This window comes from Allomuricauda sp. M10, from assembly GCF_020782875.1.
GTDB lineage: Bacteria > Bacteroidota > Bacteroidia > Flavobacteriales > Flavobacteriaceae > Flagellimonas.
In genome coordinates this window covers 443659-459354 of sequence record NZ_JAJGBN010000001.1, presented here as the reverse complement: position 1 = coordinate 459354, position 15696 = coordinate 443659, and the positions used below count along the sequence as shown (strand labels likewise).

Sequence of the window (15696 nt, the reverse complement as noted above, 5' to 3'; positions counted from 1 at the left end):
TTCTAAAGGATTGATGCCACTTTGCCCAAAAACCCTACTTTTGGGCAAAATTTCATGGATTTGAAAAGAATTTCTTTTTTGATACTGGTCCTTTCCTTTTTGGGAACCATGGCCCAGCAAAAAGAACCAAAAACCGAAGGTAGACAGATCAACATCGTCTATGGGGCCAATTTCACCAAGGATGAGGCCCAATTTCCGGGTGCATCCATATTTAGCCGTGATGATGACCGTCAGGTACAGTTTGAACACCAAGGTGCCGACCTTTGGTGCGATATTGCCATTTTTTATACCGAAGAGAACAAACTAAAGGCCATTGGGAACATCCGTATGCAACAGGGTGATTCCATAGAAATGAACAGTGGCAAGATGGATTATGACGGGAATTCTAAATTGGCAAAGGCTTGGGAAAAAGTAGATCTGACCAACGGCCAGATGACCTTGACCACGGACACCCTTTATTTTGACCGTGAAAACCAAAAAGCCTATTACAATTCAGGAGGAAAAGTGGTGGATTCCGCCAACGTCCTGACCAGTAAGGTGGGGACCTATTTTATGACCCCTAAAAAATACCAGTTCCAAAGGAACGTGCACATAGACAATCCTGATTACACTATTGATTCGGAGCAACTGGATTATTATACCACTTCCAAAAATGCCTACATGTACGGTCCATCCACCATAGTTGGCAAAGACTACAAGATTTATTGCGAACGGGGCTTTTACGACACCAAGATCGAGCAGGGATATGGCATAAAAAATACCCGCATCGATTACGACAACAAAATCATTCAGGGCGATAGTCTCTATTTTGATAAAATCACGGAGTTTGCTTCGGCCACCAACAACATCAAGATTACGGACACCATCAACGATGGGGTGATCAAAGCCCATTATGCGGAGGTACATAAGGCCAAGGATTCCGTTTTTGCCACCAAAAGGGCAGTTTCCATCAGTCTGGTTCAAAAAGATTCCCTGTATATGCATGGCGATACCTTAATGGTCACAGGAAAAGAAAAACAAAGGATCTTGAGGGCCTTTAGGAATGCAAAATTCTACAAGACCGATTTGAGCGGTAAATGTGATTCCATCCATTTTGATGAATCCACAGGAGTTACCCAATTGATCAAAAACCCAATTCTTTGGAACGTGGACAACCAGATTACTGGAGATAGTATCCATTTGATCTCGGATATGGAGACGGAAAAACTGGACTCCTTAAAAGTCATCGAGAACGCCTTTATCATTTCCCTCGACACCATTAGTGGCACTGGGTATAATCAAGCAAAAGGAAAGGACCTATTCGGCAAGTTCATTGAAAATGAATTGAAGATCATTGATTTGGTCCGGAATACCGAAGTGATCTATTACGTGTACAACGATGACCAGGAATTAATCGGGATCGATAAGACCATTTGCAGTAAAATCCGGTTATTAATGGCAGACAACGATATTGAGGATATTACCTTTTTCGTTAATCCGGATGGGGATATTTTCCCGGAAACCGATTTACCAGTGGAAAGTAGAAAACTGAAAGGTTTTGTCTGGCGCGGCGATGAACGAATCATGTCCAAGGAGGAAATATTTGACGAGGATGATAACAACATCCAATTGGTGAAGATTCGAGGCATAGACAACCCCATCGATATTGATGCGGAGGAAGAAGAACGACAGAGCAACGAGAACGATCCCGTCAACACCAAGGCGAACACTCAAGCAACAAGACCCAAGCCGCAATTGGTCAAAAAGAAGGCTCAGACCCCATAAATGCAAAAAGAAGATTTTTTCACATACCAGGCACAGACTTCACCACACCCCTTGGGATTAGAGGTTTCCCGAGCCAAGGGAAGTTATATCTATGACCAAGACGGCAATCCTCATTTGGATTTTGTGGCCGGGGTATCCGCTTGTGGATTGGGTCATTGCCACCCTCGGGTGGTAGAAGCCATAAAAACCCAAGTAGACCAATATATGCATGTAATGGTCTATGGGGAGTATGTGCAACAACCTGCAGTGGAGTTTGCCAAATTATTGGCCTCCCACCTTCCCAAAAAGCTGGAGACCACCTATTTGGTCAATTCGGGTACGGAAGCCATGGAAGGGGCCTTAAAATTGGCCAGAAGGCATACGGGACGATCTCAGATCATTGCCGCAAACCGAGCGTATCACGGGAACACCACAGGAAGTTTAAGTTTAATGGGGTTTGAAGAACGAAAAAGTGCCTTCAGGCCGTTGATGCCAGATATTCGGTTTATCGATTTCAACTCGGAGGAAGATCTGCAAAAGATTACCGAAAAGACTGCTGGCGTTGTTTTGGAGACCATCCAAGGGGGTGCAGGATTCATCCTTCCCCAAAATGGCTATCTGGAAAAGGTAAGAAAACGTTGCGACGAGGTTGGGGCCATGCTTATTTTGGATGAGATCCAACCCGGCTTTGGTAGAACGGGCAAACTTTTTGCTTTTCAACACTTTAATTGCGTACCCGACATATTGGTAATCGGCAAGGGAATGGCCTCCGGATTGCCCGTTGGCGCCTTTGTGGCCAGTAAGGAAATGATGGCGGACCTACAGGACCATCCCAAGTTTGGGCATATTACTACTTTTGGCGGCAATCCTGTCATAGCGGCTGCCAGTTTGGCAACTTTACGTGAATTAACGGAAACGGAGCTCATTCCACAGACACTGGAGAAGGAAAAACACTTTCGAAAACTTTTGGTACATCCTTTGATTAAGGAGATTCGAGGCAAAGGATTAATGCTTGCCCCGATTATGGAAAGCAAGGAAGTAACCGACTATTTGGTACTTGAGGCAGCCAAAAAAGGATTAATCTTATTTTGGTTGTTGTTTGAGTCGAAAGCGGTGCGAATTTCACCTCCATTGACCATTTCCATGAAAGAAATTGAGGAAGGTTGCGACAAAATACTAGCCATTTTAAACAGCTATAAACCCGGCGCTGTTAACTAATTTGTTGATAACATACCCAAATCTCGGACTTAATAAGGTAGGCAAAGGGTTAATTTTAAGTCCATAGTTAAACCAAAAACGTTCCTATGGCGTTAGATTCTAACGAATATCCTGACAAATCCATTAGCAAATTCGAGTCCATGCTGAAGACGGATGACGTCTATTTCTTTGACGCGGAGGACTTTGAAGAGATCATTCACCACTACCTGAACAACGGTAAAATCTCCTTGGGAAAAAAGGCCATTCAGATTGGTTTGGAACAACACCCCAATTCCCTTGAACTAAAATTATTACAGGTAGAGGTTTTGGCCTTTGAGGACAAATTCGAGGCTGCCGAAAAGCTTTTGGACGAAATCCAGAACATTGATGCCCATAATGAAGAAATCTACATTCAACGGGCCAATATCCATTCCAAACAAGACAACCACCAAGAGGCCGTAAACCTGTTGTTGGAAGCCTTGCAATTAACGGACGATACTTTTGACATCCACTCCCTATTGGGCATGGAGTATCTGTTCATGGACGATTACGAAAGGGCCAAGACCAGTTTTATGAAATGTGTGGAGTTTGATGACAGTGATTATTCCTCCCTGTACAATGTGATTTATTGCTTTGAGTTCTTGGAAGAGTTTGATGGTGCCATTCATTACTTGAACGAATATTTGGAACGTAACCCCTATTCCGAGGTGGCCTGGCATCAGTTGGGCAAAATGTATTATGCCATGGACATGTTCCAAGAAGCGCTGACCGCTTTTGATTTTGCCGTGATTTCTGACGACACCTTTATTGGGGCCTATTTTGAGAAGGGCAAAGTATTGGAGAAATTGGGCAGATATAACGAGGCCATCGAAAATTACGAATCAACAATATCCATAGAAGACCCTACCTCCCATGCTTTCCTTAGACTTGGAAAATGTCACGAAAAATTGGGGAACTATGATCTGGCCAAATATTATTTCTACCAGACTGTTCATGAAGACCCATTGTTGGACAAGGGATGGCTGGCCATTACCGATTTTCACTATAAACAGAAAAATTACGAGAAGGCATTGTACTACATCAACAAGGCCATTAATATTGACGGAGAAAACGCCTCCTACTGGAAAAAGGCAGCCAAAATCTATTTTGCCATGAACAACTTGGATGAGGCCGATTTTGGGTACAAACAAGCGGTGGATTTAGGGAATTATGAATTGGAAACCTGGAAAAACTGGTCAGAAGTACTGAAACAGATCGGTGATTTTGATTCTTCTATCCAAGTATTGGTACAAGGATTGGAGTTTTACCCGGACAGTGCCGTGCTTTCCTATAAATTGGCAGGGATGTACCTTAAGAACAATGACGTCACAGAAGCCAAAAAAATCTTGGTGGAGGCCATGGAACTGGATTTGACCAAACTTCAGTTGTTCGATGAGGAATTTCCAGAATTCAGCGAAGTAAAATGGGTAAAGGCCTTGGTTTCCAAAATCAAGAAAACTGCAAAATAGGGCAACCCATTTGCTTATATTTGCCGCATGAAGTCACGCCGATTACTGGATTATATTTTTGTTACCCTTAAGGGTATGGCCATGGGCGCCGCTGATGTGGTCCCAGGAGTTTCGGGAGGCACCATTGCCTTTATCTCCGGAATTTATGAGGAATTGATCACCTCCATCAATAGCATCGATTTTTCTTTGATTACCGTTTTGCGAAAGGAAGGCATTAAAGCCGCTTGGAACAAAATCAATGGCAACTTTTTGATTTCCCTGTTCCTTGGTATTTTTATCAGTGTGCTATCCTTGGCGAAATTTTTAAGCTGGTTGTTAGAGAACGAACCTGTACTCCTTTGGTCCTTTTTCTTTGGCTTGGTGCTGGCAAGTATCATTTTTGTTGGAAAGGAAATCACCAAATGGAACTTAGGTACGGTCAGCGTGTTTATTATCGGGGCACTTTTGGCCTACTTTATAACAGAACTGCCTGTTGGCGATAACAGCGACAGCCTCCCTTACCTATTCATGTCAGGAGCTTTGGCCATTTGCGCCATGATCCTTCCCGGGATTTCAGGCGCCTTTATTTTGGTACTTTTAGGTTCCTACAAAACCATTCTGGATGCTGTTCACGAAAGGGATATCAAGATTGTGGCCACTGTTGCCTTAGGTGCCATTTTTGGGTTGCTGAGCTTTTCCCGATTGCTCAAATGGATGTTCAACCATTACAAGAACATTACTTTGGCCCTGCTTACTGGTTTTATCTTGGGCTCGCTCAACAAAATATGGCCTTGGAAAAAAGTGTTGGAGACCAAAGTGTTTGGGGACAAGGTAATTGTTGTGGATGATATGAACGTTTGGCCAAGTGCCTTTGAAGGCGACAGTAAATTAATGCTGGCCATTATCCTAGCCATCATCGGTTTTTCCCTTATTTTTATCCTGGAGAAGGCAGCTTCCAAAAAATAGGATAAACATCACCTGGCCTATGCATCAGCCAAGATCATTTCTGGACAATTTCTTTTTGGTCATCAAAGGGCTCTGCATGGGCGCAGCCAATAAAGTTCCAGGGGTTTCGGGAGGCATCGTGGCATTTGTAGGTGGCTTTTATGAGGAATTCATCTATTCCCTCCAAAAACTCAATTCCAAGGCCCTAAAATTACTTTTCAACGGCCGATTCAAAAGTTTTTACCAATATACCAACGCCCAATTCTTGGTGCTATTGATTTTTGGTATGCTGGTCAGTTATTTTAGTGTATCCCGCATATTGGATTATTTCTTGGATCATAATGAAACCTTGGTTTGGGCCTCCTTTTTTGGCATGGTGGTCGGTTCCATTTACCACATTGGAAAAGATTTTGATTCTTGGAACAAAAACACCATTCCTGCTGGAGTTTTAGGATTGGTGATTGGTATTTCCATCAGTTTTTTAAGTCCTGCCAAGGAAAATGACAATTTGATCTTCATTTTTTTCTGCGGTATCATCAGTGTTTCCGGAATGACACTGCCAGGCCTTTCAGGATCGTTCATTTTGATTCTATTGGGCAATTATGTATTGCTTTTGGTGGATTCCGTAAACGCCTTGTACGACACCTTTTCCGATATTTTTTCAGGCAACTTTGGGTTTTACAAGAATGCGGAACGCATGCAGACCTTGAAGATTTTAGCCATTTTCACTTTGGGCTCTGCTACGGGTTTGGTCACCTTTTCCCATTTGCTCAGTTATGTACTCAAACATTATAAGGCCACTACCACAGCGGTGATCCTTGGTTTTATTACAGGGTCGCTTGGTGTAATCTGGCCTTGGAAACGAACCATCTTCAAATTGGACGGGGCTGGAATTCCCATAATGGATTCCAACGGGGATAAAATCATCCTCAACTATCAAAGGTACCTCCCAAATATGGGCAATCCCGAAACTTGGTGGGCCATCCTTTTTATTATCCTCGGGATTTTGGTATTATTGGTGTTGGATTGGTATGGAAAGAACAGAAAAGCAAACAAACAGGTTCGGGCTACTCGGTAGGAATATCTCTTATTCCTTCTCCCAGGGTTATTTCACCCAAAAATTCAAGGATTTGGGATTATCAAACTATTCCTATGAAAACTTTGACATTCAGAAGATTGAGGAAATAGTAGACATTCTTTCACAAGAACATTTAAGGGGATTCAACGTAACCATTCCCTACAAAGAAGAAATAATCCCCTATTTGGGTGAATTGGACGCCAAAGCAGAAAAAATAGGGGCCGTGAATACCATCAAGATAGCCGAAAACAGTTTGAAGGGCTTCAACACAGATGCTTTTGGTTTTCAGAAATCATTGGAACCTTTCCTAAAACCCCATCATACCAAAGCCTTGATTTTAGGCACTGGTGGTGCTTCCAAGGCCGTTCGATTTGTTTTGGATGAATTGGGAATAACCAACATCTATGTTTCCAGACAGAAAAAACAGGGTCAACTTACTTATGAGGATCTCAGTCAATCCATAGTGGAAGAACACACTGTGATCATCAATTGCACGCCTTTGGGCACGCACCCTAACATTTCCAATAAACCTGATATCCCCTATTCATTCCTGAATGAGAATCACTTGTTGTACGACTTGATCTACAACCCAGACAAAACTACCTTTTTGGCCTTGGGCGAAGCACAAGGTGCCCATATTTGCAATGGACTTCAAATGTTAAAGTTGCAAGCAGAAAAGGCTTGGGAAATCTGGAATACCCCCTGAAAAGCACGATTGATAAAGGGATTGGCCCAATCCGTACATCCCAATTACGCTGCAAAAGAAGAATCGATACTTTTGCAATTAGACGGTTTAATTTTGTTAAATTGGCTAAAGAATACCATCAATCAACAGGAAAAGAGACTACTAATGCAGGAAAATGAACGCAAACTTCAGCAAGCTGAAGGTGGGAAGGAGCAGACATCGGACAATTTAAACACACATTTGGAGGAAAGCCCCAATTCCGAACCAATTGTGTCCGAAGATGCCTTGCCTGAACAAAATGAAAATACAACATCTGAAACGGCAGAAAGCAAGGAGACAAAATCCGAAGCAACCTCCAGTAATCCACCTGAACCGAACAAGGAATCAGACGATGCCATTGATGAAATAGACGAGTCCAATGCAGAGGATGCGGAGGATGCCGAAAATGAAAAACGACATTACATCCCCATGCTGGACTACCACTCCATGCCTCTTGAAAACTTGGTTGGGGAACTTCAGCGATTGGTCAAAAACGAAAAAGTACAGGCCATTGGCAGACACGTTAGTGGCATAAAATATGAGTTCGATCAAAAGTTTCAAGAGTTTATCGAACACAAAAAAGAAGAATTTGTTGCTAACGGTGGTAACGAAATCGATTTCAGATACAACTCGGTCGCCAAACGACAGTTTAACGAGGTGTATTCAGAATACCGCGAAAAACGTGACCACTACTACAAGCAATTGGAACAAAACCTCAAGAACAATCTGCACAACAGGTTGCAGATCATTGAGGAATTGAAGGGACTGATCGATGTTGAAGAGGATATCAACACCACCTACAACAATTTTAAGGATCTTCAGGAACGTTGGAAAAATGCAGGGCCCATTCCCCGTACCAACTATAACGATGTTTGGCGCACCTACCACCATCACATGGAAATCTTCTATGATTTTCTCCATTTGAACCGGGAACTCCGCGACCTCGATTTCAAACACAATCTGGAAGAAAAACAAAAGTTGGTGGACCGTGCAGAGGCTTTGGCCAATGAGCCGGATTTGAGCAAAGCGTTCCGCGAACTTCAGACCTTGCACAAAATCTGGAAAGAGGACATTGGGCCTGTGGACAAAGAGCATAGGGAAGAAATCTGGGAACGATTCAGCAATGCCACCAAGGCCATGCACCAGCGCAGGCAGGAGCATTTTATGGAGCTGGAAAAGGATTTTGAAAAGAACCTGGAGAAAAAACTGGAAATCATTGCCAAGATTGCCAACATTGCCGAGCATGTAGCTGAAAACCACCGAGGTATCCAAAAACAGATCAAAGACGTTGAGGAATTGAGGGATGCTTTTTTCAAAGCTGGAAAAGTTCCGCAAAAAGTGAACGAGGAAACCTGGAGCCACTTTAAAGAAGCCGTTCGCAAATTCAACAGAAGCAAGAACTCCTTCTACAAAGGACAGAAAAAAGATCAACAAACCAATCTTGAAAAGAAAAAGGAATTGTTGGACCGCGCCCTTGCCCTAAAGGACAGTGACGACTATGCAATGGCCACTCCCGAAATGAAACGCATCCAAAACGAATGGAAAAAAATTGGCCATGTGCCCCGAAAATATTCAGACAAGATCTGGAACGAGTTCAAGGAAGCGTGCAACCATTATTTTGATCGTTTGCATTCCGACAAGAACGACGCCCAAAAGGAGGAATACGAGAACTTCGATAAGAAAAATGCTTGTTTGGAGCGCTTGAAAGAATTTCAGCTAAGTGGGGACAAGAAGAAAGACCTAGAGGCCATCAAAGAATTTTTGTCCGAGTGGAAACAATACGGCAGGATTCCCTACAACAAAAAGCACATCAACGGAAAGTTTAATAAAATTGTGGATGCCCTCCTTAAAAAACTTGGAGTAGGCAGACATGAGTCCGAACTGCTTAAATATGGCAACAAGGTACAGGAGCTGGCCAAAACCGAAGACAACTATGCCATAGGCAACGAAAGGGTCTTCATCAAGCGTAAAATTGATGAGAGCAAATCCGAAATCCGTCAGTTGGAGAACAACCTACAATTTTTCTCAGGGGATTCAGAGGACAATCCTTTGGTAAAAGAAGTGATCAAAAACATCGATAGGCAAAAAGAAGCTTTGCAGACCTGGAAAGAAAAGCTGAAAAAACTCAACATCCTTGAGCATAAATTGAACAAGGAAGCCGAAGAAGAGGAAGATAGCAGCGAAGAGGAATAACAATCCAACTTTTTCCGTTCAAACTTTGACCTTTTTTAATCTTGAAACAGGATAGGTCTCTCGAACCCAATTTGAGACCGGTTATCCTATTTGTACAATTTTAAAAGATACTTGATCAGATCCGTTGTGGTCACAATACCCACAAGTTTTCCATCATCCACAATGGGCAAAGCATGAAATTCCTTTGTGGCCAATAGTTTGGCCACATCTTTAATGCTAGTATCCGAAGATACACTTACCACATCATTGGCCATAACTTGAGGAATGGAGAACATGTTGTACACAATGGTATCCACATATTCTTCATGCTCATCAATGGCATCCGCGAAACTGATCCGCAAAAGATCGGTATAGCTCAACATCCCTTTGATGGAATCTCCTTTCACCACAGGGATATGCCTGATGTGATGCTTTTTGAACAACCGCTCTGCCGTGACCAAGTCATCGGTGGTCTTTAAAGTGACCAATTTTTTGGTCATAATTTCGGAAACAGGAACATCATTTTTCATCTTCGCTGCATTTAAAATCCATCTATGAAGTTACCTTGATTACCTTAGGTAAAGTATGATAATTGTCATCTGCAAGCACGGCAAACATGTCAAAATGAAACTTGAGATTTCCCTTTTCTCAACAGCCATGTATAAAAAAAGCATATACACGCACTATTTTTAACAATACACCCCATTTTTTTGTCTAACTCTGTTAAAAAAATCAATTTTGAATACCAAATAACCAACCAAGTACCCCCGATTATGAAAAACATCATTTTACTTTTCGTATTCCTAAGTAGCTCCTTGCTCGTGAGAGCCCAAGAATACTATGAAACCAGTTGGATCAGTGGGGAAGTGAAATATACGGCACTCGTTATCTTTTATGAAGAAGACCAGGCCATTGTACGAGTGAAATATTATGCCAATGGAGCGGATAAATTGGCCGGTTTTTTATGTAAGTATGAAAACTTCACCAAGGCCGATGGCACTCAGGACGAATACTTGAACGGCAGTGAGGCATTCATTGTAAGGGGCCCAGAGGGTTCCAGCTATTCCGCTGACAATTTCTACGTAAAGATTTTGGGCAATAACAACTTTGAAGCTTATACTGTGGATGACAATGGCTTAGGAGGGAATGACATTACCCTATACATGAAACCCATGTTGTATTGGGTCAAGTTGAATCCTGATGCGCTTACCAAAGGATACCTGGACGATTACTATAATGAAGATGAACTTTTGTTCAAACTGTTGACATACATTAACAAGGGTGAAGTGGAATATACCACCAGCAATACAGCTGTTACCTCCATAGCCATGGGCATGGACCAAGAGTACGACACCCCACTTTGGTCGGTTGCAATGAGTTACTTGGGAACCAAGGCCTATTCGGAACAAAAAATAAAGGAATCTACCATCTACCCTAATGATTGGATCAAGGCACAATGGGATTTGGGTTATTTTATTACTGCCGTGGAGTACAACACCTACAAAAGCACCTTTATAGTGGTCATGAGCAAGGCCTATGGAATGGGGCCGCAATCTTGGCAAAAGTCCGATGTTTTCCCCAAGGATTGGGTCACCACCAAATGGAACGATTATTACTACATTACCGAAATTGCCTGCGGTGGCGGCAATTGGTATGTGGTCATGGATAAAAATATTGGATACACGGCCCAAAGGTGGAAAACCAGCTATGACATTCCCAAGGATTGGATTACCGAAAACTGGAACGAAGGCTACTCCATCACCTCTGTGGCCTATGGCAATGGGTTGTGGGCCTTGAGCATGAGCGCTGGTTCCAACTTAGGATTACAAACCTGGAAGACCCAGTACGAGTACCCAATTGATTGGATCAGGGAACAATCCGACAAAGGTTATAAAATCACTACAGTAGCTTATGGTAACGATATGTGGTTCGTGGTCATGTCAGATGGATCAAGCCATGAATCAAACCGATCAAAAAGCAACTATACTGATATTCCCCTGGATTGGATCATTGACAATGCCAATTAAGAAATCCCTTATTTGGCTACGTTTACGGCCCTGGTCTCACGAATAACGGTTACCTTGACCTGTCCAGGATAAGTCATATCCGTTTGAATTTTTTGGGAAATTTCAAAGGATAGTTCAGCTGCTTTGTCGTCGCTTACCTTTTCGCTTTCCACTATCACACGAAGTTCCCTACCCGCTTGGATAGCGTATGCTTTTTGTACACCGTGGAACCCGAAGGCAATATCTTCCAAATCTTTCAAACGTTGGATATAGGAATCCAAAACCTGTCTTCTTGCTCCTGGACGCGCACCACTAATGGCATCACATACTTGAACGATCGGGGCAAGCAGGGTAGACATTTCAATTTCATCGTGGTGGGCACCAATGGCGTTGCAAACTTCTTTCTTCTCACCGAATTTTTCAGCCCATTGCATACCCAAGATGGCGTGCGGGGTTTCCACTTCCACTTCGGCCATAGGTACTTTACCAATATCATGCAACAGTCCAGCACGTTTGGCCAGTTTAGGATTAAGTCCCAATTCGGCAGCCATTACGCCGCAAAGCTTTGCAACCTCCCTAGAGTGCTGCAACAAGTTTTGTCCGTATGAGGAACGATACTTCATTCGGCCTACGGCTTTGATCAATTCTGGGTGCAGTCCATGAATCCCCAAATCAATTACGGTACGTTTACCAATTTCCGCAATCTCCTCGTTGATCTGCTTTTCGGTCTTTTTCACCACTTCTTCAATTCGGGCAGGGTGAATACGACCGTCGGTCACCAATCTGTGCAATGAAAGACGGGCTACTTCTCTTCTAACCGAATCAAAACAAGAAAGGATAATAGCCTCAGGGGTATCATCCACAATGATTTCCACACCGGTTGCCGCTTCCAGGGCACGGATGTTCCTACCTTCTCGACCGATGATGCGTCCTTTCACGTCATCCGATTCCAAGTTGAAAACTGACACGCAGTTCTCCACTGCCTCTTCGGTACCGATACGTTGGATGGTATTGATTACAATTTTTCTGGCCTCCTGTTGTGCGGTAAGCTTTGCTTCTTCCAAAGTGTTCTGCAAGTAGGTCATGGCATCCGACTTTGCAGTTTCTTTCAGGGATTCCAACAACTGGCTTTTGGCCTCTTCGGCGGAAAGTCCGGAAATTACCTCTAACTGTTGCACCTGGCTTTTGTGCAGTTTTTCGAGTTCGGATTGTTTCTTGTCAAGGATCTCGCTTTTATAATCCACTTCCTTGATCTGTTCTTGAAGTTGATCGCTCAGCTTTTTGTTCTTGGCCAATTCGCTGCTTACTTGCGATTCTTTGTCACGGGTACGCTTTTCGGCCTCCGCTATTTTTTTATCCTTGTGGATGATGACCTTTTCATGCTCTGCCTTCAGTTCCAAAAACTTTTCCTTAGCCTGAAAAATCTTATCCTTTTTAATGGTCTCCCCTTCTTTATTGGCTTCTTTGATGATATCCGCCGCCTCTTTTTTGGCGTTGGCTATGGTTTTGGATGCTTTGCCCTTCTCCATCATCTTGGCAATTGCGAATCCTATCGCCAGCCCTACAACAGCTGCTACGATTATAAATATGATAGTATCCATGTTTGATAGTGTTTAGTTAAAAAAAAAAGCCCACATTGACCGAAGTTTTGTACAAACTCCATATTACAGGTTTAGGGCTACCAGGCTGATCAAGGATCCCTATGCAAGTAGGGCCTGCTTTTACAACCCAAACTCACCCTCTTGAATTATAATAGCGTTGAGTTTGTCAAAAAATATTTACCAATGTGGGCAGTAACAATATTTTATTTAAAAGAACTTATTCCCCCAATTTTGAATATACCAGTTCGTCCAATGCTTTGAGTCGCTGTAGGGCGGCCTCGTTATTTTCAGAACTTTCTATTCCACCTTGCTCAATTTTAGAAGCAAATTGCAAGGCACACATGGCCAAAACATCTTGTTTGTCCCTGACGGCATAGTTCTGTTCGAACTTTTTCACCAGGTTTTCAATGTTTTTGGCGGCCTTACGCAAACCTTCTTCCTGCCTGGGGTCTATCGTTAACGGATATACCCTATCTGCAATGGAAAGCTTTATTTTGAGCTTCTCGTCCATAATTCTGGCACAAGTTAATCCGCTAATTTGGCAATGCAAACATCCAGTTCGCGGATCAGTGTATTTATTTTGAGCTTAGCCTCAGTTTTACTAGCATTACTACCCAGCATTGTGTTCGCCATCTTCAGGGAATTATACTTTTCTTCCCATTCTGCAAGAGCTTCTTCCTTGAGCTTGCTTTCTTCCCTAACCAGGTCCAATTCTTCTTTCAACTTGGTGTTTGACTTGTGCAATAGCTCCATTTTGTGCAGCAATTTGCTCACCTTGTTCTCCAAAGAATCCACAATCTCAACAAGTTCGCTCATAGATGCAAACAACAATACGTATTACACAAAGTTAACGATCCTAGGATAACCTCGCAATACTTTTTAGATTAATTCTTAAAGCAATGCTTTAAGTCCAAACCAAGGCAAATCCTTTTTCTTAAAACAAAACATTGGTTATTTTCGTATGTAATTAGAAAAGACACTATGCGCTTCCACATATTAACCGTTCTGTTACTATCTTTTAATATTATTGCTGCCCAAGATAATTACCCTCAGGATGCCTTTCAGTCACCTTTGGAAATTCCTTTGATCTTAGCTGGAACTTTTGGTGAATTGCGTTCGGATCATTTTCATTCGGGGATCGATATCAAGACCCAACAAAGGGAAGGCCTACCGGTTTTAGCCGTGGCCGATGGCACCGTGGTTCGGATTCAGGTTTCCCATTGGGGTTATGGCAAGGTCATCTATGTGGCGCATCCCAATGGATATACTTCGGTGTACGGTCACCTTAAAAAATTCGGCCCTGAGCTGGAAGAGTATGTAAAAAAAGTACAATACAGCAAACAATCGTACGAGGTGGAGATGTTCCCCGATTATGGCGAATTGAAGGTGACCAAAGGCAGTGTAATTGCCTATTCAGGGAATACTGGTGGTTCAGCCGGACCTCACCTACACTTCGAAATCCGCAGTAGTGTGACCGAAAGACCCACCAATCCGTTGCTCTATGGATATGAAGTGCGTGACGCTACAAATCCCACCGTATTGGGACTCTTTGGATATCCCTTGTCCGAAGGTGCATTGATCAATCAAAGTGCCAAAACAGTGCAGATCAATTTCACCAAACAACCCGATGGATCTTTACTAGCCGACAAAGTTTCCGCTCTGGGAACCATAGGTTTTGGCATCAACAGTTTTGACCGTCAGGATTTGGCCGCCAACCAAAACGGAGTGTATTCGGTTAAACAGACGGTCAATGGCCGGGTCTATTCCGAATTTGATTTTGAAACCTTTTCATTTGCTGAAACGAGATATATCAACACCTTGATCGATTATCCGTATTTCTACAAAAACAGGCAACGCATCCAAAAATGCTTCAAGGAACCTTACAACCATCTTGACATTTACAAATCGCTCTATAACAATGGTAAGATCGATGTTGAAGAAGGCATGTCCTATCAAGTGGAACTGCTCATTTCTGACATTGAAGGTAATTTGACCAAGTTGGTCATCCCCGTGGAAGGCAAGCAAGAAATGGAAAAAGTGGCCAAAGAGGATGATCGTACTGAAGATTTCATTTTGGCCGACAAGCCCAACAATTTTGATTTAGGGGCAGCTAAAGTCTATTTTCCGGCCAATACCTTTTACGAGGATTTTTACATCGACCTGAAAAAAGGGAACGATACCATTACCATTCACGATAACAGCGTGTCGGCGCATCGAAATTTCACCATCAGCTTTGATCCCTCCAAATATCCGTTGGAAGACAGAAAGCAATTGTTCATTGCACGTTTGGACGACAAGAATCGCCCCTCTTATTCCAAAACCTATAAAAGGGATGGATCATTTACCACCCGTACCCGAAGTTTGGGCACCTATACCCTAGTGAAGGACAGTGTTGCGCCTACCATACGCCCAAAAAATTTCAAGGAAAAGCAATGGTTGAGCAATTACAGCTATTTGAGTTTGATCATCAACGACGACCTAAGCGGCGTAGATACCTACAGTGCCACTTTGAACGGCGAGTGGATCTTGATGGAATACGAACCGAAGACCAACACGATCACCTATAATTTTGACGATAAGATATTGAACACCAACGAATGTGAACTAAAAGTAACCGTTACGGACAACGTGGGGAACTCCACCACCTTTACCAGCACTTTTTTCAGGAAATAACCGTACTTTTGCCATCGCTTATCAATCAACCAAACAGTTATTAAAAACCAATTGGACCAACTATTTGGTC

The 15696-nt window shown here is 42.8% G+C and carries 13 protein-coding genes and 1 other RNA gene; 9 read left to right on the top strand and 5 right to left on the bottom strand.

Features of this window, described 5'->3' with window-relative positions:
* The first annotated feature begins 54 nt into the window (after positions 1-54).
* The 7 genes from LKX84_RS02215 to LKX84_RS02185 all read left to right on the top strand — a co-directional run bounded on the left by LKX84_RS02215 (position 55) and on the right by LKX84_RS02185 (position 9367).
* Positions 55-1764, top strand: a complete 1710-nt coding sequence (locus LKX84_RS02215; protein WP_228235485.1) for an OstA-like protein — start codon at positions 55-57, stop codon at positions 1762-1764.
* A complete protein-coding gene (locus LKX84_RS02210) occupies positions 1765-2961 on the top strand; it encodes an aspartate aminotransferase family protein (protein WP_228235484.1) in 1197 nt (398 codons plus the stop codon).
* Positions 2962-3047: 86 nt separating this feature from the next.
* The gene (locus LKX84_RS02205) at positions 3048-4448 is read left to right on the top strand and encodes a tetratricopeptide repeat protein (protein WP_228235483.1); all 1401 of its coding nucleotides are present in this window, start codon (positions 3048-3050) and stop codon (positions 4446-4448) included.
* 27 nt (positions 4449-4475) lie between these two features.
* A complete protein-coding gene (locus LKX84_RS02200; protein ID WP_228235482.1) occupies positions 4476-5393 on the top strand; it encodes a DUF368 domain-containing protein in 918 nt (305 codons plus the stop codon).
* 19 nt (positions 5394-5412) lie between these two features.
* Positions 5413-6450 (top strand): DUF368 domain-containing protein, encoded by a 1038-nt coding sequence (locus LKX84_RS02195; RefSeq protein ID WP_228235481.1) that lies wholly within the window; start codon positions 5413-5415, stop codon positions 6448-6450.
* Positions 6404-7156 (top strand): shikimate dehydrogenase family protein, encoded by a 753-nt coding sequence (locus LKX84_RS02190; RefSeq protein WP_228235480.1) that lies wholly within the window; start codon positions 6404-6406, stop codon positions 7154-7156. The genes LKX84_RS02195 and LKX84_RS02190 overlap by 47 nt, the downstream gene beginning before the upstream one ends.
* Before the next feature lie 144 nt (positions 7157-7300).
* Entirely contained in the window at positions 7301-9367 is a 2067-nt protein-coding gene (locus LKX84_RS02185) for a DUF349 domain-containing protein (RefSeq protein WP_228236071.1), read from the top strand.
* Between the two features lie 86 nt (positions 9368-9453).
* On the opposite strand, the gene LKX84_RS02180 is transcribed toward LKX84_RS02185, so the two are convergent.
* On the bottom strand, positions 9454-9876 hold the full coding sequence (locus LKX84_RS02180) for a CBS domain-containing protein (RefSeq protein ID WP_228235479.1): 423 nt from the start codon (positions 9874-9876) through the stop codon (positions 9454-9456).
* Positions 9877-10119: 243 nt separating this feature from the next.
* Between LKX84_RS02180 and LKX84_RS02175 the strand changes: the two genes are divergently transcribed.
* Positions 10120-11373 (top strand): hypothetical protein, encoded by a 1254-nt coding sequence (locus tag LKX84_RS02175; RefSeq protein ID WP_228235478.1) that lies wholly within the window; start codon positions 10120-10122, stop codon positions 11371-11373.
* 8 nt (positions 11374-11381) lie between these two features.
* Here the strand turns inward: LKX84_RS02175 and rny are convergent, their stop codons facing one another.
* The 4 genes from rny to LKX84_RS02155 all read right to left on the bottom strand — a co-directional run bounded on the left by rny (position 11382) and on the right by LKX84_RS02155 (position 13769).
* Complete coding sequence (gene rny, locus LKX84_RS02170) at positions 11382-12953, bottom strand: ribonuclease Y (protein WP_228235477.1); 1572 nt, start codon at positions 12951-12953, stop codon at positions 11382-11384.
* 53 nt (positions 12954-13006) lie between these two features.
* Positions 13007-13116, bottom strand: a non-coding RNA gene (gene ssrS, locus LKX84_RS02165) — 6S RNA.
* Positions 13117-13170: 54 nt separating this feature from the next.
* Entirely contained in the window at positions 13171-13464 is a 294-nt protein-coding gene (locus LKX84_RS02160; protein WP_163635884.1) for a cell division protein ZapA, read from the bottom strand.
* Between the two features lie 14 nt (positions 13465-13478).
* The gene (locus LKX84_RS02155) at positions 13479-13769 is read right to left on the bottom strand and encodes a hypothetical protein (protein WP_228235476.1); all 291 of its coding nucleotides are present in this window, start codon (positions 13767-13769) and stop codon (positions 13479-13481) included.
* Between the two features lie 165 nt (positions 13770-13934).
* Here LKX84_RS02155 and LKX84_RS02150 point away from each other — a divergent pair, with 165 nt between their 5' ends.
* Positions 13935-15626 (top strand): M23 family metallopeptidase, encoded by a 1692-nt coding sequence (locus tag LKX84_RS02150; protein WP_228235475.1) that lies wholly within the window; start codon positions 13935-13937, stop codon positions 15624-15626.
* Positions 15627-15696 lie beyond the last annotated feature (70 nt).

What these genes read in the sequence shown, in the direction of transcription:
- LKX84_RS02175 (WP_228235478.1), top strand. Translation starts at nt 10,120, where the DNA reads ATGAAAAACATCATTTTACTTTTCGTATTCCTAAGTAGCTCCTTGCTC.
- rny (WP_228235477.1), bottom strand. Translation starts at nt 12,953, where the DNA reads ATGGATACTATCATATTTATAATCGTAGCAGCTGTTGTAGGGCTGGCG.
- LKX84_RS02150 (WP_228235475.1), top strand. Translation starts at nt 13,935, where the DNA reads ATGCGCTTCCACATATTAACCGTTCTGTTACTATCTTTTAATATTATT.
- LKX84_RS02185 (WP_228236071.1), top strand. Translation starts at nt 7,301, where the DNA reads ATGCAGGAAAATGAACGCAAACTTCAGCAAGCTGAAGGTGGGAAGGAG.
- LKX84_RS02205 (WP_228235483.1), top strand. Translation starts at nt 3,048, where the DNA reads ATGGCGTTAGATTCTAACGAATATCCTGACAAATCCATTAGCAAATTC.
- LKX84_RS02195 (WP_228235481.1), top strand. Translation starts at nt 5,413, where the DNA reads ATGCATCAGCCAAGATCATTTCTGGACAATTTCTTTTTGGTCATCAAA.
- LKX84_RS02215 (WP_228235485.1), top strand. Translation starts at nt 55, where the DNA reads ATGGATTTGAAAAGAATTTCTTTTTTGATACTGGTCCTTTCCTTTTTG.
- LKX84_RS02190 (WP_228235480.1), top strand. Translation starts at nt 6,404, where the DNA reads ATGGAAAGAACAGAAAAGCAAACAAACAGGTTCGGGCTACTCGGTAGG.
- LKX84_RS02180 (WP_228235479.1), bottom strand. Translation starts at nt 9,876, where the DNA reads ATGAAAAATGATGTTCCTGTTTCCGAAATTATGACCAAAAAATTGGTC.
- LKX84_RS02155 (WP_228235476.1), bottom strand. Translation starts at nt 13,769, where the DNA reads ATGAGCGAACTTGTTGAGATTGTGGATTCTTTGGAGAACAAGGTGAGC.
- LKX84_RS02160 (WP_163635884.1), bottom strand. Translation starts at nt 13,464, where the DNA reads ATGGACGAGAAGCTCAAAATAAAGCTTTCCATTGCAGATAGGGTATAT.
- LKX84_RS02200 (WP_228235482.1), top strand. Translation starts at nt 4,476, where the DNA reads ATGAAGTCACGCCGATTACTGGATTATATTTTTGTTACCCTTAAGGGT.
- LKX84_RS02210 (WP_228235484.1), top strand. Translation starts at nt 1,765, where the DNA reads ATGCAAAAAGAAGATTTTTTCACATACCAGGCACAGACTTCACCACAC.